Genomic DNA, 19,618 nt, shown 5'->3' on the forward strand with positions numbered 1-19,618 from the left:
GGCCAACCTGCTCGAAACCCGACGGTGGACGGTGATGTCTGTCGTTCCCCGTCCACCGTCAGCAGCTCAGCTCCGTGCGGTAAATGTGCTGAAGAGGCCTTCCGTCTCCTGGCACTTCTCATGAGTGCCGAACAACAACGCCCGGTCCAGGAATGTGTTGTTCAGCTCGCACGACGTCTCAGGGACGAGCACACACGCGTGGCAGGCCGCCAGGTTCAACGCATCCGTCCCCGAGGCCGACACCTCGATGCAGACCGGGTCGGACGAGCACCACGACAGGCGTCTCAGCCCCTGGTCCACCACAGTCGCGAAACTCTTCTGCTCCGCCTGCGATGCCACACCACCGAGGCTGCCCGCCGAGTCCGAGCTCGCCGTGTAGACAAGGATCCCGGCCATGTCGTCGTCGACGTAGAGCCGCTCCCGCAATGACGCCGCGGGGTAGCCCGCATCCAGCGACAGCTGGTCGATGAGAACGTGGGCGAGAGTGTGCACGGCGACCTTCACAATGTCCACTCGCGGCGCCTCAGGTCGTCCGAACTCGGCCGCGCGGCGCCCGGCCGCCGTTTGAAGTGCCTTCTGTCTATCCCGGGCGAACGGCTTCTCGGCCCAGTCCGTGAGCATTTGCCGATCAAGCGCGATGAAGAGGCCCTCGCCGATCACTTCGACCGCAGGCAACCAATGTGTGCGATTACGAGACAGGTCGCAGAGGCCCTCCGCACCAGGCTCCGTCACGCCGTCGAGACGCGAGAACCCATACAGCGCGCGAACCTCCCGCAATCGCGTCACCTTCCGGACGTGTGTCACCAGGTCAGGCACAGTCGAGTCCAGATCCATTGGCAGGCACACAAAATCGGACTCGATTCCGTTTTCCTTCCGCCCCGACTTCAGGGCGCTGAACTCTTCCCGCCGCAACGCATCCTCGCTGACGTCTGCGTCGTCCTCTGCACCACGCCGGCGTTCGATCTCGGCAGCGATGTCCTCGACAGAGTGCTTGCGGTTCGACGATTTCGCGATGTTCTCCAGCACCTTCTGCGGGATCGGGTCGAGATCCTCAAGCAGGACCCAGTGTTTGTCGACCAGCTTCACCAACGCTTCCGAGTACGGCGGAATGGAGATCGCCGACCGCACAGCCGGGAACCAGACGTTGGAAGCACCGCGCTGGAGCACCCGAGGGGTTTCGGCGCAGTCCTGCTTCGATTCGGCACCCAGCCACGGCCGCGCTCCGTTGCACGTTCCGAACTCGGCGAGCGCTTTCGGCCCGAACGTCCCGTCCAGCGACTTCGGGGTGACGCCGCAGCTGCACTTCAGAACGAGATCCGCGAGCGAGGACGTGCGGCCGAGGGAGATCATCTGCATGTTGTGAGCGGTTCCCTCCCCCCACGCCGCGCCCTTGTGCAGCCACCGAAAGTAAGGAAATTCGTCGATGTGTCCCTTCGAGCATGCCGTGATGAGGCGGAACGGCGTCAGCAACGGCTTTTCCTTGCACTGCGCGCATTTCGCGATGTTCCAATCCTTCGCCAGTTCGAACAGCGACCCGATGCGGCGGCACTTCGGATTGGGACAGACCTGTGTCAGAGGAAATCGGATCACCGGTACATCGCGCGGTGTGCCTGCCGGCGGCGCCTTCAGTTCGGCGACACGAAGTGAACGCGCCAGCCGAGGTTCGCTCACCGGTCGCGCCCGGTTCTCCTGCCACTCATCCAATCCGACAATCATGTAACTGGTCGTCTCCGACGGAAAGAGTCCACCGATTCCGTATGTGCTGAGAAGTTGGCCCCGACGGGCCTTCGCTCCGGTCGTCATCATTTCCTCTTCATCGCAATCTGGTACAGGCCGCTCTCCGCATCGACTTCGCGCATACTGCGCATCGTCGGCCAGGGGGCTTCTTCCTGTGAGTACTCGATGTGGTCGTTCGTCAACGCTTGTGCCGGGTCGACGAGCAGGGCAGCGTCGATATTTCGAATGTTCTGGTACCGCATGTTCGGCTTCGCCGAGCCAGCGTCGGACCACACGTCAAGGAGAGCATTGACCTGCTTCACCGTGTCCTCACACTCTCGCTTGCTTTCCGGGTCGTCCGGTCTCTCCGGATCCGTGAGCGCCGTCTCTGCCCTCCTTGCAACCAGATCGGCGATCTTGCGAAGGTCGTCCCAGTTGTCGTCGGCGAGGTAGGCGGCTGTGTCGGGGGCGAGGTCCGGCACGAGCAAGCGGGCCAGCGACACGAGCACACCGTGCAGGCCACGGTCACGTGCCCTGGCCGCGAACGGCGTCGCACTCGTCGCCTCCACGGCCCGGTACAGCGCCTGGTGGTATGGGATGAAGCTCTCGTAGTGCGAACGGTCCCGCGAGCGAGCGGCATTGAAGATCGTGACCACGAGGCCGGGGAACTTACGGCCGACGCGGCTGGTCGCCTGAATGTACTCGGAGCTCGACTGCGGCTGACCCATCACGGTCATCAATCCCAGCCGGTCGATATCGACCCCCACCGAGATCATGTTGGTCGCCAGCACGACGTCGTCCGGAATTCCGCTCGCGAGGGTGGTCTCGATCTGCTTGAGCCGCCCGGGGATCTCAGAGGACGGCACACGACTAGTGAGCTCGTTCGCCGGCTTCAGCTCCCGCTCCACGGTACCGCTCCGGTTCGCCACCACCCGCAATCGCTCGCGGACGTCGCCCTCCACCTGGAGGTTCGCACTCCCGAGCACACGAAGGCTGTTGAAATAGCCGAGCAGCGTCCAGTACGGATCGCGCGTGGTGGCGTCGCCGTCGATGTCCGCGGCTGCCTGCAACAGCGCGGAGTACACGCGCACCATGAGGGTGGCGTGGCTGGACCCCGGAGACATCACACCGACGTACTGGCGCGTGCCGTGCGTCTCCCGCGGCGCGGGCTCCGCGAAGAACGATTCGTCCGGGTTGATACCTGGTGGCGGGAACTGTGCCGCCCGCCGCGCGAACACGGATCGGATCTGCTTCTCCGCCCGACGGATCGTCGCAGTCGACGCAATGACTTTCGGTTGGCCGCGATCGTCGGACTCCGACAGCGGATCCACCGAACACGCCGCGTCGACCGCAGTCTCGTACAGCCCGACCATCGAGCCCAAGGGCCCCGAAATGAGGTGCAGCTCGTCCTGAATGATCAGATTCGGGGGGTGCCCGACGCCGTCACGGGCGAACAGCTTGCCGACGTCTGCTTTCCACGCCATCGCGGCAAACTTGTCGACCGTGCCGAGGATGAGTTCAGGGCGGTCCCTGTAGATGTCCTCGTCGACGACGTGCACGGGCAACCCGTTCGCGAAGTCACAACCGACGGTTTCGCACGCGATCTGGAGGTGCCGTTCCGGCGCCTTCACAACCGCGTAATTGTTGTGGTCCATCAGGGTTCCGCACCAGGGGCATTGCGTCAGCTGGACCGGATTCTTCTCCTGCAGCTCACGCCCCGACGCAAGGTCGCGGAGCGACCGACGAGCCTCGTCGAGCGTGTTGGGAGTGCCGCCCCCTCCGACCCACAGTCCGATAGAGAACGGCAGGTCACCAATGTCAGCGTTGGCCTTGCGCACCGTCTCCAGGGAACACATCAACATCGTGGCCCGCTCGAACTGCTGGATGGTGAGCAACCGCAGCGTGTAGCGCATGATGACCGCCACCCCCTGCGCGTCGCGGTCGTTGAGCCTTCGGTGCAGGATCGAGAATGCGACGAGCCCCAGGTACGCCTCCGTCTTGCCACCACCGGTGGGGAACCACAGCAGGTCCGCGATCTCCCGGTCCGGGTGATGCCTGTCAGCCAGGCCTGGAAGGTTCAGAAGAATGTAGGCGATCTGGAACGGGTACCAGCGGTCCTCCGCACCGTCGCCGACACTTCCCTTGGCTCCCCTGCGTACCCAGTCCTGACGGGCGCGCTGCAACTGCATCGCCTGGTTCGACAGTCGAAAAGCCCTCATGCTGACTGGGTCGTCTCGGAGCAGGTCGATGCCGGCCTCGATCCGATCGGATGCAGTGCGGGCAGTCACGACGTGACCGCGGGCAACATCGAGCAGTTCGGCGGGGACGTCGGCCTCGCCGGATGTGAGGTCACCCTCGAGGGCCTTGATCCACTCGCTGTACCGCGTCGCTAATCCACGCAGACTCGCGATAATGTCGTCGTCGGAACCTGTCGCCAGAAACGACATTCGCAGATTTACGGACTCGTCGAGAAGACCCGGCCGAGCACGCGAGACCTCGTAAGTCGGGAGAAAGGTTGTCGACACCTCCGCCACCACCTTGGCGGAACCCGCGTCCCACTTCACGGCGCACCCATGGCCGATTGCAAACGTACACTTGTTGCGGTACAGCAGGGCAGAGCTGGCGAGATCCTCGTCGCTTCCAACGTTCTCATAGCTAGTGCGGTCGATGATTGCTGGTACCTCGGTCGACACCTTGAGACCCACCTGGAACCACGCTTTACCGTCGCGCAGCTCCCCCGTGACCGCCCGATTCGTGTTGCGTAGGGCCACCGAGATTGTCGAAGCACCGTCGCGCGGAGGCCGCACATAAACGTACAGCTGGAGTCCCTCAATAACGTCGTTCGTCGGCCCGACGACGCCGGATGCACTGATCGGCACCGTGATGGGCTCGATCGCCAGAGGTGAACGCTGCCAATCGTCGGACCGCTTCTTCTTGGCGTCGGCATCGTCGCCTTCTACCGCGACTGCGGTGTAGCTCGCGCCCTCGATCGCGATAGTTATATCGCTTGCGTCGGCGAGCCGAACCGAGAAGGTCAGGCCGACCGACGACGGGTATCGCATCAGTGCCTGTGCAACGGGACTGTCTTCTGTCGGCTCGGCGTCACCCGGCTCGACGCCATCCGGCTCGGGTGTCTCCTGCCGTCGATCATCAACCGGCCACAGCGCACCGACGATGTACCGGTCGAGCGGCGCCTCCGAGATGATCTCGTGCTCACCCTCACCCGGACCGATCACGTCCAGTTCGAGCTGCTCGACCATATCCGAGCGAAACCTGTACTTCTCGTCCAAGGACGAGTCCACCGAGCTGCTCACTGCACTTCCTCCATCATCGACCAATCCGGTTGGGCCAGACCAACGACTCTCGGTGCGAGCCACAATCCGGCGAAACTGATGTCCATCTGCTGCGATTTCCGAGGGTCACCGGCCACAGTTTCTACCGACACGACCGACAGTCCGGTCAGCATGGCCGGCCATTTACCGTCAGGGCGCCTGAACGCCTTGACGAACGCCTCATTGAACGCATCACTCGTCCGCCCGACTGTACGACCGTCCTCGGTAGTCAGAAGGTACGACGGCAGGTCAGGTGTCGAGTTCCCGAGGTCCAGATTGGCGTCCAGTCTGGCGCCGACGAGGTCGGACGCCTCCAGATTGGACTGAACCACGGACGCATTCCCACCCTCGAACTCCACGGGCGCGTCGACCTCGACATCTGAATACCGAAACTCGACAGCACTGTTGCGCTTCGTCTTCGAGCCCTTCCTAGGGAACCTCTCAAGGAGACGACCGGGCAACCAGCGCATTTCCTGGTATGATGCAAAGCTCCGAGGCAAGGCACACACACCGATCATGTCCCGAGCACGACTCAATCCCACGTAGCGTGCGCGCACGGCGGCCCACGGATCTTCATCCTTCCGAACAAAACTGCGCTCGACTAGGAACACTCGATCGAACTCGAGACCCTTGGCCCGGTGGACCGTGGACACGATGACGTTGCTGTCGTCGGATTCGGTCAAAGTCAGTGGGGCGGAGGCCGACCCGACCAAGGATCTGATTCTCGCGATGTTGAGAGCGTCGATCTGACGTGCATTGCCCTCGGCCGCCTTGAGCAAGTACCAGGCTTCCTCACCCCGCTCACGGCCGAGGGTCCTTTCGAGCGCGACCTCTACCTCAGACCGACGAACGACCGTAGCCTCCAGGGAACCCAGCACCTGCGCAACCCATTTAGCCGCACCAAAGTCTTGTGCCTGACGACGAACAACGTGCCGAACTCTTCGCTCGTTGAGGTATTTCGAAACCCGGAGGACCTCGCCGTTGGTCGCGCACAGAACAGCCGTGCTCGTGCCGTCGACCGACACCATATCGGCCCAGTCCTCGATTTCACCCAGGCAGAGCAGGGATGTCTCGAACTCGTCCAGCACGGCCTGCGCTTCCTCGGCATCAGTCAACACACGAAGGCAGTTGCCCAGTTCGACAACTTCCTTCGGATCTTTTCCTTGTGCACGGTAGTTCTGCCCAAGTCCCACGGTCGTTGCATTGAACTCCGATGCGAAAGCGTCGAAAACCTGCTGCGACGAGGTCTTGCTCTTCGAATCGCTGCGTTGGAAGTCGTAGATGCCCTGCAACGGATCGCCCAGGGCAGTGATCCCCACATCGGAATCCAACCTGCGAAGGAGCGCGAGAACGAAATCCGCACGGTCGCCGACAAGATCCTGTACCTCGTCCATAACTACATGCCGAAGTGATTCGACTTCGAACGGAATCTCATCCGATTCATTGAGCACCCGGGTGGCCTGTCTGATTCGCGCCTCATACGAGCCAGTCGGCTCGATGGCCGCATCGAGCAGAATCTGACCGGCGAACGAATCGAACGTTCGCACGTTCGCGGCAGCCACTTCCCGCAATTCCAGCCTGGCCCGAACGGCGGAGACCGCCGCTCGGGAGAAGCTGAGCACCAAGATCTCCGAAGACGCCGATAGCTGCTCTTCGTCGACGAGGAAGCCGATCCTGGCTGCAACCACCTCGGTCTTGCCCTGGCCTGCTCCGGCGATCACCACGAGCCGATCTCCGATGTCCGCTTCAACGACGGCACGCTGCTCGTCATTGAGCTCGAATGGTTCGGTTACCACTACCGCCTCCACAATCCGTCGAAATGATGGAAGGCAAGCTGCGTCCCGAAAGCGTCGATGTTGTCGCGAACATTCACGATCAGCACTTCCTCGGATCCTCCGTTCAGCGGCCCTCGCAGGCCACGACCAATCATCTGCTGATAACGGTTAGGACTGAAAGTCGGTCGCGTGACATACACGGCCCCTACCTTCGGCGCATCGAATCCCTGTGACAGAACGTTGTAGTTGGTCAACACTCGGATCTCCCCCTCTTTGAATCGCTGAATCAATCTACGACGCTCGGGTGCCGGGGTGTAGCCGGCGATCGGCGCCGCGGGAATTCCGCTGTTAGCCAGCACTGCTGCGAGCACCTCTGCGTGTTGCACCGAGGCTGCGAACACGAGAGCCGTCATATCGGCAGGCAGCGCCTCCAGCGAGTCCAGAATCGCCTTGTTCCGGTCGTGATCACCCGCCACCTGATTAAGGTCGATGCGGTAGTCGTCCAGATGCATCGCCTCGGAGTCCGACGCTCGGCGGACCCTTGCGGGGGTGAGAGTCATTCCTTCGAGCTCGAGATGCTTCACCCTCGCAAGAATCCCCATGTCCTGCAGCTCGGAGTGTGGATCGTCGCCGAACACGTCGTCGGTGAGCAGGTTCGAGTCGTAGCGATTGACGAGGCCCTTCGTGTGGTCCTCGTTGTTCCCGCGGTACGGGCTCGCGGACAAGCCGATCAAAGTCCTGTCGCGTTCACGGGCACCACGCTTCAGCCACCCGAAGAGCTCGGTGTATGTCGGCGAGATCGACGTGTGCGCCTCATCGACCAAGACCACCTCGGCATCCGTCAACCACACGTGATGCCCCTTACGGGCAAGTGACAGAAGCTTCGCATCAGTGCCAACGACCAGGTGCGCGCCATCTTCAGCAGGCGTGGCATCGTTTGCACCCCACAACCTGCTTATCGTCAGTTTGGCGCCGGGAGGCGCAATCGCCGACCACGTGTACGACCACGTCTCCACCGCCTGTTCGCACAGTTCGTCGGACTGTGCGATCCAGAGGATAAGAGGCTCGGTATCCGACTCCCTCATAAACCTAATCAGCGCCTCGACCGCAACACGGGTCTTACCCGACCCGGTCGGAAGCGCGACGATCCCGCGGTTCAACCCGCGCGGACCCAGGACGTCGAGCAACTTCTCGACGACCTGCTCCTGATACCCATGCAGCGACGGGAGCGCAACCGGTCCGATGACCTGGAACCGTGGAGCCGGCGCGGATGTCCGGCTTCCTGCATACTCAACGGGCAGGCCGAGGTCCTGGATTGCTGCCGAAGCCTGCACGCCGCCTGAGAGCCTCGGCAGACTAACACCCTTCTCCTCGATTGCCGGCGCAAGTCGACTGAGCAAGCTCGCACCTTTCGATGCGCGCGCCATCGCCGCGATCTCCTCGGCATCAAGCTTCTTGCCGCGGCGCCGTTCCGCGATCATCTTCGCGCCGGCCGGAATCTCCTTTTCCAACGCTTCGACCCCGGCCAGCATGACTAGCTTGCGGTCCTCGCTCTTCTCCGCCCGTACCCGCTGCCGAAGCTTGTTCACCTCACCGCGCGCGTCGATCTCGTGGATCTTTCGCTGATCCACATCCGACAGGCCCAGGTGCAACTCGCCGACAAGCTCGGTCAGAAGTGTCTCGTCGTCGAGTTCATCTCGGAAGTACACCGTGTCTTCGCCGTCCCGCAGGATCTGGTGGTCGGTCACTGTGGGACCGGAGGCTCCGTCAGCTGCGAGTTCGACCGACAAATCCGAACATGGGACGAGTTCGACGTCGGGAGCGGGGCGCACGAATGCACGGAGCCCGGGAAACTTTTCGACGAGGAGAATCGGCTCACCAGATTCCGCGGCGAGTACTTTCCTGCTGATCACTCCCTGCGCGTCCTGCAGGCCCCAGTGTTCGATCAAGGCCACCTTTTGATCCGAGTCATCTACCAGGACTGCGGGGTAGCCGTTTTCCGACAGGGCCTCGTAGTCGGCCACTGAGGTAGTTGCGTAGGCCTCCTCCGGTGACACCAACGTCTTGTTCGACGAGAACGTCACGCCGATCTCCTCGGGCGCCGGCGCACCAATTTTCGCAGCAATGCCGTAGAGCTGATTGAGCTGATCCTGCTCGAGGAAGCGCCACGGGCGGATGAGAATGCGGTTCCATTCGCGGTCCCGAATCTGATCCGACAGTCCCAGGGCACGCGCCTGAGCGTCCGGGATCCGAGCAACCGGGATAAGCGAGTCGGGTATGCCCGGCACACTGGCGAAAGAATCGACGACAGGTCGAATTCCGAAGGCCGTGTCGACGAACCCATGTCGCTTCATCCACCACAGTGCGGGGTTGGGGAACGGCATGGATGACTGACCGTTGTTACTCGTCGAATCGAGTACCCACGGCTTCGCCGACGAACGCAGGACACATTGAGTTAGTGCCAACCTGCCTTCATCGCTCAGACCGGCGGTGATGTCGAGACCACGGATCGTCGTCCCCGCCACGATCCGAACCTTTGCTCCGGACACCCGGAGTCCTCGTTCGGAAGCCCATTCGACGTAACCGTCCCGGGCCGCCACCTCCCACGCCTTGAACCAGGCCTCCTCCTTCCGCGGCGATTCGAGCTGGGGTTCCGCGACGGCACCGAGGCGACGCAGGAGGGCGACGTCCTTCGCGTGGAACACCATGTCAACCGCAATGGCTGCATCGCGCGAGCCATCGGCCGGAACGATCGTGCCCGGCAGTAACACGTTGCCGATCCGGTCGGTGCGGCGCGCCAGAGTTCGAACCGGACAGTTGCCCGCGCCGAAGCCGGCCTCTATCACCTGTGCGGCCTGCTCCACGGGAAGACCGCGGGTGAGATTCCACAATCCCTCCACCATCGGACCGGTGACCGTGCTCTGCGCCATGCGCGCAACCTGGGCGCGCAAACGCCCCCGCTGATCGAGCCTGCCGATGCTGAGCTGCTCGAGCGCTTGCCTTACGTCACCGTTCGCTGCGACGGCCGGGTGCACGAATTCGGCGGTGTTCTCGTCGTCCGACTCCGGGAGGAAGATCAGGCCGCTCTTCGGCAGCTTCAATGATCCGTCGGTAGCCAAGACGAAGGTAGCTTTCCGCATCTCCATCATGTGTTCGCCGGCTTCCCTGTCAACGAGTGCCGCGAGCTTGATGGCCTCCTGGGAGCCCACGATGCCGGCGCTCGCTGCCAGGTCGTGGAGCCACTCGCCGACACCGCGCACCTTCGAGCCGCCCAGTCCCACGAGACGTTCTGCCTTGGAACGACGTTCAGCAGTTCGGTCGACCGACCCATGGACCCAGTCGGACGGGCGGCCGTCCACGGCAGCCCACCGCGGTTTCCATGATCCGAATTCGGAGAGGAACTCCGGCTGGAGCTTCACTTTGCCGGGCCTCATCAGGCGACCGTCCATATCGGGCAGGCACGGTGCTGCAGCGACCGCCCGCATGATGGGGTCGTTGATCAACGCGTCGGCCCAGGACCTGTCCTCCTTGCCGCGCCCCGGAAGGAGATCGAGGATCGACGCCGGATCCTGCGGATCGACAAGGTCGGTGAGGTTGCGGCTGACGAGCTCGGGAAGAACAGCCGTCAAAATCTCCCGATTATAGAGGCCGTCGAGAATGTCGTGGCGGTCTTCATTTGTCTTGAACGGGGCATTGATGATGCCGGACAATGTCGTCCGCGAGTTGGTCGGAAAATACGACCAGAACGTGCCAACACGTGCGCGCCCCTTCTCCGGAACCGCCCAAGCCACGTCGACGCGACCGCGGCCGGAGATCTCACCGGCATCCTTTCTCGCAGCGGGGCTCGGTTCATGCGAGGTGCGATACACGCGCCACCGCACGGAACTGTCGTCCGACACCAGCGTGACCTGCGTTCCCTCTCGCTCGGCACGCCAGTCCCTGCTCTCGCCACTCGATACGTCACGAAGCTCGAGGCGCTCGATGTGTTCGCTGAACAACAGGAACTCCGATGGGAAGGCGAGAAGGCTGTCGCCGAGCCAGTCGACGTCCGGGCGGAGGGGCAACCGCACAATGGTGGACGCCCAAGACATGAGCTCATCCAGTGTCGAATCTTCAGTGGCTTCCGCAGTCGGATCGAACGGGGTGCCCATCCGCAGAACGGGCGTCCGGCTAGCCGTTGGGTCGATGCTCCTCGCGCGTCGTGCGCTTGAGTCTCGGTCGAACCTGATGGAGACACCGCGACTGATGATCTCCGGGGCATCGCTTACACCGAGAACGGACTTGAACCCCAGTCCGAAACGACCGATCTCCTCGTCCCTCTTCCTGGAGAGGTGGGACGCCATCAAGGTTTCGATACCGCTCTTGGTGAGGGGCTGTCCTTCGTTGGCGCAATACAACTTTCGATTCGCCAACACAAGAGCAATTCGACCCTGATTTCCTACCAACGCATCAGCCGCATTCTGCACCAGCTCGTGCAGCTGCTTGCGCCCGTAACCGCCCTCCACGTTCGAGATCTCGATTCCGGCATCCTGCTCGATCAGATTCGGCTTCGCTCGATACGCCGCCTGGCACTGGTTGGTCTGCGCTTCTACATGTTTCGCCAGCTCACCGCTGACGCCCGCCCACATCGCGTTCATGTTCTCGCCCTTGTCTCGAATGACCACATCGTTGCCGCCCCCGGCAAATGCCGTCTGCGGGATGTCGGAAATCGTGCGCACCTTGTTACAGACATTTCGGGCGTCCGAGGCCGAGCCCTAGAACATTGCCAGAAGGCACCGACACATTTCTTCGCAAAGCCATTTCGTGACCGAAAGCGGTCGCTTTCCGACCATGGGACAGACAGCGACAAGCAGCATTAATTCGCTGCTTGCCGACAGACAGCACCAGGAAATTAGCGCTTCCGCAGCCCTCGGAATCTCAGAACGTGGGCCACCATCCTAGATCGGTCACGGAGCAGTCGTGGCAGAGATTGCATCGCCGAGTGCGCCGAACGACTTCGACCATTTTGCGGCGACTGCTGCCTTTAGTGACGCTTCGTCAAGATTTCGCCCGAGCGCTGCTGCCAGAACATGGGCGGCCAGGCGGGGAGGAATGGCATTGCCGATCTGCTGCGAAATATCGTTGCCCGACCACGGGTAGTCCAGCGGAAAGGTCTGCAGCCTGCCCGCTTCCTTGGGGCTCAGTCGCCCCAGTTCGCAGCCATCTGGTCCCTCCAGGCGGTTGCGGGACACCTTCCCGGTCACGGTAGCCGAGGGCTCCGATGACAACCGCCTTCCCCGCGCCTTGGGGTCTCCGCCAGTGCCGTAATTCGAGACAACCACAAATGGATGCTTACGCGTCTTCGCAAGTGCGCTACCCATTGTCTCCCACGGCAGTAAGCCGTTGTCGGTCTCCGCCGCCTCAGCTGACTTGCGGTACGAACGATGCGTCGGTTGAGGGAGGGACACCGTCTGACTTCGATGCGCGATGAGGATTGCCCGGCGCCGGGTCTGTGGGACGCCGTACTGCTCCGTGCGAAGAATGCCGCAGTCGACGTGGTAGCCGATCGCTTCGAGTGGCTCCTTCATCGCCTGCCATACGGGCAACACGGCAGGAACCTGCTCTAGCACGATCGCTTCGAACGGGCGCTTGAGCTCATAGGCTTCCAGTGCCCACCTCAGGGGCTCGAGCACCAGGCCCGTCCGGTCGTCGTCCAACTCACTCAACGTGGTGCGAACGTCTTCTCCGGCACCCATTCGTTTGACGAACTCGAGAACTCGGTCGAGAGCTCGACGCCCCGCGCCGTTGCCTGCAACAGTGTAGGTCTGACAAGGAGGTCCACCAGCAAGGATCTTTGCGTTCGGGAAGTTCGTCGGCCCATAGTGACGCACATCCCCTTTCCTGGTGTCGAGTAACGCCTCTTTCCTGGTCTCACACGCATTGGCGTCCCACTCGATCCCGGTAACCGACACCCCGAGCCAACGCGCCGCCACATCCAATCCGCCCGGTCCGGCGAAGAGGTCCACCATCTCGGCAGGCGAGCTGTAGGACTGAGCGGCTGTCATGGGGATGAATCATATAAGGAACGGGCGACACCCCAGGACAGGGCGGACGACCTCGGGCGCTCGGCTCCCGACAGGGTCGCAGCGGGGACGGTCCTTCAGTGCAGCTAGCGATGACTCCCCGCCAGATACTCGGAGCACAACTCGTCGACGGAGGTCAGGATCAGGAGCTGAGCCTCAGCGGTCGCGATGCCCAGGGCTCCTGTCAGGAGTTCGGCAACCTCAGCCGGCGAGACATCTCGACGGAGGGCATCACAGGTTGACAGCCCGACTTCGATTGCTGAGGACTCATCGTCGAACCGCAAGCCGGAAGACACCAGTGCTGACATGAACCTGTCATGGTTATCAGACGCCATGATCGGCTCGACTTTCGCAGGCTCATCCGCCACCTCCGTCTGAGTGCGACCGTTGCCCGATACGGCGACCAGCGCGAGTATGGCGAATACGAACAAGGAAATGCGAGGCATTGCGTACTCAATTCGAAATGTCGTCTCCACCCGTGATACGGGGCTGCATTGGGGACAGCCGACAGACGTTAGGGCAATGGTCCGACAGGATTCATTTTCCATCCCAGCCGAAAAACTCGAACAAATATTCGATCTAATGGATTTCGGTTTGTCACCCCGGCGCAGCGCAAGCCCTGAAATTCAGATCGCTTTGTCGGTTGTTCGACCGATACTCAGCCATGCGGGCGGAACCAATAGGCACTGTGCGCACCGTTGCTGTCTGTACGCTCGGCTATCGTCTGCGTTGATTGTCAATCAGCACAGAATCTCAGGACGGGTATGGCAGGCGACTGGAAGTTCGAAGTCCCCACGGCAGGCACCAAACACTTACCGCCGGACGCCCGGTACATGGAAGCGCTGAGCAGTCAGGGTTACGGCTTCGAAGTTGCGATTGCCGACCTGGTCGACAACTCGATCGATGCCGGCGCGAAGGACGTGGTCATTCACTTCCTCCGGGATGGCGACCAGTTGGTCAGTCTCCTGGTCATCGACGACGGCGACGGGATGACTGACGACGGCCTCGACGTCGCGATGACCGTGGGAGGGCAGCGGAGCTACGGCGCGCAGGCTCTCGGAATGTTCGGCACCGGGCTGAAGTCAGCCTCCCTCAGCCACGCATCCTCGGTGACAGTGGTCAGCAAGACCAAACGTACCCGCCCTGCAGGTCGGCGCTGGCTGATGGAACGCGCCATGGCCGATTTCCAGTGTGACATCGTCGAACCCGATTATGCTCAACTATTGATGGACCGTTACGCCAACTGCCCAATCGTCTGGTCCGGTACCGTCATTCGGTGGGACGGCGTCAAGAACTTTCCCCAGTACGGTGGCGGTGGCCAAACCGACCGCTACCTACATCGAACGATCAACAAGGTCGGTTTTCACCTCGGCCTCTACTTTCACCGTTTCCTGATGCGCGACAACTTCAACATCACGATTGCAGTCGAAGATGTTGCAACAGGTATCGAGTACATGAACTTCGGCGTAGTCCCGCTGAATCCCTTCGCCTACCCCGTGTCCGGTCACCCCGACTATCCGCGCCCATTCGTCGCCGAACTCCCGTCGGTCGGATCAGTCGGATTCGACGCCCACGTCTGGCCCCCAAAATCCACGCTTGACGAATACAAGGCCGTCGGGTCCGTCATGGAGCGGCAAGGCTTCTACTTCTATCGGCATGACCGCCTCGTCCAAGCGGGAGGATGGAACAATTTCAGGCAACCCGACCAACACCTCGCACTGGCCCGCATTTCCATCGACCTGCCCGACCATTCTCAGGAAGTCTTCCGGCTCAGCGTCAAGAAGGAGGGCGTCGAAATGTCGCCCGAGGTCGTCGCTGCACTCGAGGACGCGCAGGACGGCGACGGGCGACTGTTCACTCAGTATCTGAAGGATGGCGAAACCGCGTATCGCGAGGCCCGCAAGACCTCGGGAACGATCCGCAAGCCAGTAATAGCTCCTGGCAAAGGTATTGACGCCTCGGTACGCGAAACAATCGAGGAAGAGCTCCCACTGATCCCCGGGGAAGACCCGATCTCCGTCCGATGGCAAACGCTCGATAACGGCATCTTCTTCGACCTGGATCGCGAGAATCGAACGATTCAGCTGAATCAGTACTACCGCGCAGCAATTCTGGGCGGCCGAAAAGGCACGCTCAACGACGCACCAGTCCTCAAGTCGCTCATGTATCTACTCCTCCACCAGATCTTCGAGAAGGAATACAGCGGCAAGCGAGAGAAGGACAACCTCCAGCTGTGGCAGTCAGTGCTGGTATCGGCAGCTCGAGCGGAGCTCGAGCGAGTGGCCGACGGTGAGTAACGCGAAATCCAGCATCAGCATTGTCGATCAACGAGGAAATGTAATGACTCACCCTGATTCCCTGCGACTTGCCCTACACGGCGCCGCACTGGCAGATATGAACGGCAGCAAGCCCAAGAGATTGTTGCGTGCGCTCGAGTATCAGTCCGAGGATCTTCCCGACGGTGCGGCCGCCCATGCGGCCGAAGACGATTTCCGTCGGTTCTTGGGGTCCGCTTCACCCACAGACCAGCTCGTAGAGATGTGGCGCAAACAACTCACGAGGTGGGACTTTGTCGAAGCTCCTCTGTGGTCGAACGCCGGTGCCCGCTCCGACGAACGACGTCACGATGTGTATGAACTCCTCGCCCTCGATCCAGCGACGCGCGAGCTGCTCACCGGACTCGCGCCAGTCTTCAAGTCCGACCCGCCTGTTGTTATCAGCACTGATTTCACGCCGTGGTACACCCCCCAGTCCCAACATGGCCGACCGTGGTACTGGCCGGCCTACCGTCGCTTGCTCACGGACAAAGGCTGGCCCGAACACGCAGTCGCGGGGTTGGATATGGCCTCCGACCGCGTCGTCGAGCGCCTGGCCGACCCGTCCAGTTCCACCGCCTATCAGTCGAAGGGCTTGGTCGTTGGTTACGTCCAATCGGGCAAGACCGCCAACTTTACTGGAGTCATCGCCAAAGCCGTCGACGCCGGTTACCGGCTCGTGATCGTTCTGGGCGGCACCCTGAATCTGCTCCGGGGACAGACCCAGCGACGGCTCGACATGGAGCTGGTCGGCCGCGAGAACATCCTGCGCGGCGCGCACGCGGACGAGTCCGACTACGCGGACGACCCGGCATGGGGAAAGGGCAAGTTTCTCGAATTCGGGGGCCTCCCCTCCACGTTGGGCGCATTCGACGTCGTCCGAATGACAACCCGAGACGACGACTACAAGAGCCTGCTCCAAGGAATAGTCGCGCTCGAGTTCGAAAAACAGGAACCGGCACTCCCCTTGTACGATCCGCAAAATCTCCACAGGTCATCGGCGCGCCTGATGGTCGTCAAGAAGAACAAGACGGTACTGACGAAGTTAGTCAAGGACCTCAACAGGATCAAGACTCCCCTCACCGAGATTCCCGTCCTGATCATCGATGACGAATCCGATGAGGCCTCCGTCAACACATCCGACTTGGCGAAGCCAGATGCCGAACGTACCGCAATCAATCAGAAGATCTCAGATCTCTTGAAGATGCTGCCTCGCGCACAGTACGTCGGTTACACAGCGACGCCGTTCGCGAATGTCTTCGTGGACCCGAGCGACACCGAGGACATCTTTCCCAAGGACTTCATCATCTCGCTTCCCCGCCCGGACGGTTACATGGGTGCTCCAGACTTTCACGATCTGGATTCGATAATTCCCGTAAACGAACGGACCGTTGCCAACTCGAACGAGAAAGCGCACGTCCGGGACATCTACATTGACGGCGACGATGACGACAGTTGCCTGCAGCGCGCGATGGACATGTTCGTTCTCACGGCTGCAATCAAGCTCTACCGCGAGGAAAAGGGCGGTCTCGGCGAACGCTACTTCCAGCACCACACGATGCTCATCCACGAATCCATGCGAACAGAGGTCCATCGCGAACTACTAGGTCGTGTCACCAGGCTGTGGTGGAATTCTGGCTATATGGGACCGAGTGGGCACAAGCGTCTTCGTGAACTATTCGAAACGGACGTTCTGCCGGTGTCCATGGTTCGAGCCGACGGGTACGCCGTGCCCGCTTCCTACGACGAGCTCATGCCTTTCCTGGGTCCGGCATTCTTCCGAATCAGCGGCGACGAGAACCCGATCCTCGTGGTCAACGGTGACAAGGACGTCGAGACCGGGGAGGCGGATTTCGACAAGCGATCTATCTGGAAGATCCTCATCGGCGGCCAGAAACTTTCGCGGGGCTTCACCGTGGAGGGACTGACCGTCACCTACTTCCGACGCCGGGCCGGCAATGCGTCGACGCTCATGCAGATGGGACGGTGGTTCGGGTTCCGCGAGGGATATCGGGATCTAGTGCGGCTCTATCTCGGTCGTTCGGAGACGACAGGCGCCAAGGAGATCGACCTGTATGAAGCCTTCGAAGCGATCTGTCTGGACGAGGAGAGCTTCAGGTCAGAACTCAAGCAGTATTCCGTGATGGTGGATGGCCGACCCCAAATCCTTCCGTCTCAGGTCCCACCCCTCGTCTCGCAACACCTCGCCTGGCTCAAGCCGACGAGCCCCAACAAGATGTTCAACGCCCGCCTGGTGGAGATCAGTTCACCGGGTGAATGGCATGAGCCCACTGCGTATCCGACGAAGGAAGCGGACCTGCGACACAACACGGCGCTCTGGATACCAATCCTGGAGTCGCTCTCCACTGAGTGCACGTCGTATGCCTACCGCTCCGGCAAAGGGGCGAAGGCGAGTTTCGAGGCTCTGACTGGTCGTCTTGCAGCGGACGCACTTCTGGACCTGGTCGAGAAACTCAGATGGCAAGCACCCTCGCAGTTCGCGCCGAACCTCGCGTATCTGCGTCGAATCAGCACGGGCGCTTCAGCGCAAGTCGATGATTGGGTTGTCCTTCTGCCCCAGGGTGCCGATGGCGCCAATCGCGTCGCAGTAAAGGGCTCGGGCCGCGAGTTCACCTGGATCGCTCGTGATCGACGGCGCGGTCCCCTCTTCGGCGCCATCAGTGACCCGAAACATCGCTTTGTACCGCGCCGAATCGCCGGAGCCCTGCCCGACTCTGGAAACGTCGAGACGGAGAAGCTCGTTGGTGATCGCCGAGGTGCGATCGTCCTGTACCCCATTGTCGAGTCTTCCCAACGGGCCACAGTTCGAACCGACAGAACCATCGACCCAGGCAAACTAGTGCTCGCCTTCACCTTCGTGGCTCCCGCCTCCGCACACGGCGGCGACAGCCGGGTGGTCCGCTTCACCACCATCGATTCCTCACGCGAGGACTCCCCCATCATTGATGTGAGCGAGGGGAATAAGAACTAGATCACCGATCGTATAACCCCAGAGGCCGACCGAAATCGGTCGGCCTCTGAGGTCACTGCGCAAGGGACCGCCTACCCGACGAAGTGCTATCGCAGCACATCACCTTTCGTAGCTCGGGTTTGCACACGCTCCACGATCCGATCAACCAACCGGGGAGCTGATTTCCAACGCATCGCGGCCTTGTCGTAGTTCATCGAATGCTCAGCGACAATGTCCTTCAACTGCTTCACATTGAGGGTCTTCAATCGGGCGCGGAGCCCGGCGTCGCCGGACACCTCGAATACCGCGAAGGGATCGAGCACACCCTTCGAACGTGCCGTGGCGGGCCCGCGCGCGGGCACGGGCTGTGGAGCAGCAGTTTGGATCGCGCCCAGCATCAATGCATCACCGAGCGCCTTTGCAAACCGGGGCGTGCGCGCGGCCTCGTCCGCAACCGTCTGCACCAGTCGCGATAGGGCAATCCCCAACTCCGGGTTGGTCTTGCCAAGGGCTGCAAGGGAACCCTCAGCATCCGAGGTGATCCTCCTCAGCCCCAGCTCGTCGGCGGAGAGTCCTACGCCCATCCCAATCTCACCTTCGTCGTCGCCATGAAATCTTGTGCAAGGTCACGCAATGCGGTGAACTGTCCCTCCGCGCCGTACTTGTTCCGCAGTGTTCCGAAATCCATGTACTCGGCGGCGGCGGCAATCTGGTTGGCCTCGGGAATGAACGACGGGAACACCATTGCAATGTCTCGTCGCCGGTTCAGATCCTCGACAGTGTTCCGGTGGACGGTCGATGCTTTCCGGTACTTGGTAACCACCACACCCAGTTCGACTATGGGCTTTCCCCAACGCTCACCGAATTGCGCGATCCGCTGCTGCACGGGACCAATCCCGTAGGTCGACATGACGTCCGGGATCGTAGGAATGATGTACGCATCCGAACATCGCAATCCGTTCAGCGTGATCGTCTCGAGATTAGGCGGGCAGTCGATCAAGATGTAGTCATACTGGTCGAGCACAGGCTTCAAAGCACGAAGAAGGACCCCAGTGGCGTCGCCCGAGGCCCCGATCTTTTCTTGCAGACCAATCAATCTCAGCGACGACGGCACTAGATCAACCGTGCTCACTTTGCGTAGCGGAGATACCGCTCGCTCGATTATTGTCGATATATCGAAATAGAAATCGCTGCTGGCTGCACTTGCAGCCCGCTCGAAGAGCGACGCCAACGTGAGGTTGCGCGCGTCGAGTTCACCCCACCGTCTCTCTCCAATCATCATCATCGTCAAGTTGGTCTGAGGGTCTAAATCGACAAGCAGTACTCGCTGGCCGAACTCCCCCGACATCATCTCAGCCAGGGCGGCCATGGTCGTCGTCTTACCGACACCTCCCTTGAGGTTGATGGTTGCGACGACGTACGTCATTTAAGTCGATCCCTTCCGGCC

General features: G+C 61.5%; 10 protein-coding genes. 2 read left to right on the top strand and 8 right to left on the bottom strand.

What is annotated here, in order from left to right; all coding sequences use genetic code 11:
* Positions 1-66: 66 nt before the first annotated feature.
* The 6 genes from drmB to JQT59_RS27970 all read right to left on the bottom strand — a co-directional run bounded on the left by drmB (position 67) and on the right by JQT59_RS27970 (position 13,361).
* On the bottom strand, positions 67-1,806 hold the full coding sequence (gene drmB, locus JQT59_RS27945) for an MrfA Zn-binding domain-containing protein (protein ID WP_249353895.1): 1,740 nt from the start codon (positions 1,804-1,806) through the stop codon (positions 67-69).
* Positions 1,803-5,030 (bottom strand): helicase-related protein, encoded by a 3,228-nt coding sequence (locus tag JQT59_RS27950; protein ID WP_249353897.1) that lies wholly within the window; start codon positions 5,028-5,030, stop codon positions 1,803-1,805. The genes drmB and JQT59_RS27950 overlap by 4 nt, the downstream gene beginning before the upstream one ends.
* Entirely contained in the window at positions 5,027-6,844 is a 1,818-nt protein-coding gene (locus JQT59_RS27955; protein WP_249353899.1) for a UvrD-helicase domain-containing protein, read from the bottom strand. Before JQT59_RS27955 ends, JQT59_RS27950 begins: the two co-directional genes overlap by 4 nt.
* Entirely contained in the window at positions 6,844-11,541 is a 4,698-nt protein-coding gene (locus tag JQT59_RS27960) for a DEAD/DEAH box helicase (protein ID WP_213572809.1), read from the bottom strand. Before JQT59_RS27960 ends, JQT59_RS27955 begins: the two co-directional genes overlap by 1 nt.
* Positions 11,542-11,769: 228 nt before the next feature.
* On the bottom strand, positions 11,770-12,831 hold the full coding sequence (locus JQT59_RS27965; RefSeq protein ID WP_249353901.1) for a DNA cytosine methyltransferase: 1,062 nt from the start codon (positions 12,829-12,831) through the stop codon (positions 11,770-11,772).
* Between the two features lie 140 nt (positions 12,832-12,971).
* A complete protein-coding gene (locus tag JQT59_RS27970; RefSeq protein WP_213572811.1) occupies positions 12,972-13,361 on the bottom strand; it encodes a DUF732 domain-containing protein in 390 nt (129 codons plus the stop codon).
* 288 nt (positions 13,362-13,649) lie between these two features.
* On the opposite strand from JQT59_RS27970, the gene JQT59_RS27975 reads away from it, so the two are divergent.
* Both JQT59_RS27975 and JQT59_RS27980 read left to right on the top strand, forming a co-directional pair.
* Positions 13,650-15,182 carry an ATP-binding protein gene (locus JQT59_RS27975; protein ID WP_213572812.1) on the top strand — a complete coding sequence of 511 codons (1,533 nt, stop codon included), beginning with the start codon at positions 13,650-13,652 and terminating at the stop codon, positions 15,180-15,182.
* Between the two features lie 43 nt (positions 15,183-15,225).
* The gene (locus tag JQT59_RS27980) at positions 15,226-18,192 is read left to right on the top strand and encodes a Z1 domain-containing protein (RefSeq protein ID WP_249353903.1); all 2,967 of its coding nucleotides are present in this window, start codon (positions 15,226-15,228) and stop codon (positions 18,190-18,192) included.
* 86 nt (positions 18,193-18,278) lie between these two features.
* Here the strand turns inward: JQT59_RS27980 and JQT59_RS27985 are convergent, their stop codons facing one another.
* On the bottom strand, positions 18,279-18,755 hold the full coding sequence (locus JQT59_RS27985; protein ID WP_213572813.1) for a hypothetical protein: 477 nt from the start codon (positions 18,753-18,755) through the stop codon (positions 18,279-18,281).
* The gene (locus JQT59_RS27990) at positions 18,746-19,597 is read right to left on the bottom strand and encodes a ParA family protein (RefSeq protein WP_213572814.1); all 852 of its coding nucleotides are present in this window, start codon (positions 19,595-19,597) and stop codon (positions 18,746-18,748) included. Before JQT59_RS27990 ends, JQT59_RS27985 begins: the two co-directional genes overlap by 10 nt.
* Between the last annotated feature and the right edge of the window lie 21 nt (positions 19,598-19,618).

The organism is Rhodococcus sp. USK13 (assembly GCF_018343855.1).
In the GTDB taxonomy this organism is placed as follows: Bacteria; Actinomycetota; Actinomycetes; order Mycobacteriales; family Mycobacteriaceae; genus Rhodococcus_F; species Rhodococcus_F oxybenzonivorans.

Bases quoted from the DNA above. Each gene is read 5' to 3' on its own strand.
- drmB (WP_249353895.1), bottom strand. From the start codon at position 1,806: ATGATGACGACCGGAGCGAAGGCCCGTCGGGGCCAACTTCTCAGCACA.
- JQT59_RS27965 (WP_249353901.1), bottom strand. From the start codon at position 12,831: ATGGTGGACCTCTTCGCCGGACCGGGCGGATTGGATGTGGCGGCGCGT.
- JQT59_RS27975 (WP_213572812.1), top strand. From the start codon at position 13,650: ATGGCAGGCGACTGGAAGTTCGAAGTCCCCACGGCAGGCACCAAACAC.
- JQT59_RS27980 (WP_249353903.1), top strand. From the start codon at position 15,226: ATGACTCACCCTGATTCCCTGCGACTTGCCCTACACGGCGCCGCACTG.
- JQT59_RS27985 (WP_213572813.1), bottom strand. From the start codon at position 18,755: ATGGGCGTAGGACTCTCCGCCGACGAGCTGGGGCTGAGGAGGATCACC.
- JQT59_RS27990 (WP_213572814.1), bottom strand. From the start codon at position 19,597: ATGACGTACGTCGTCGCAACCATCAACCTCAAGGGAGGTGTCGGTAAG.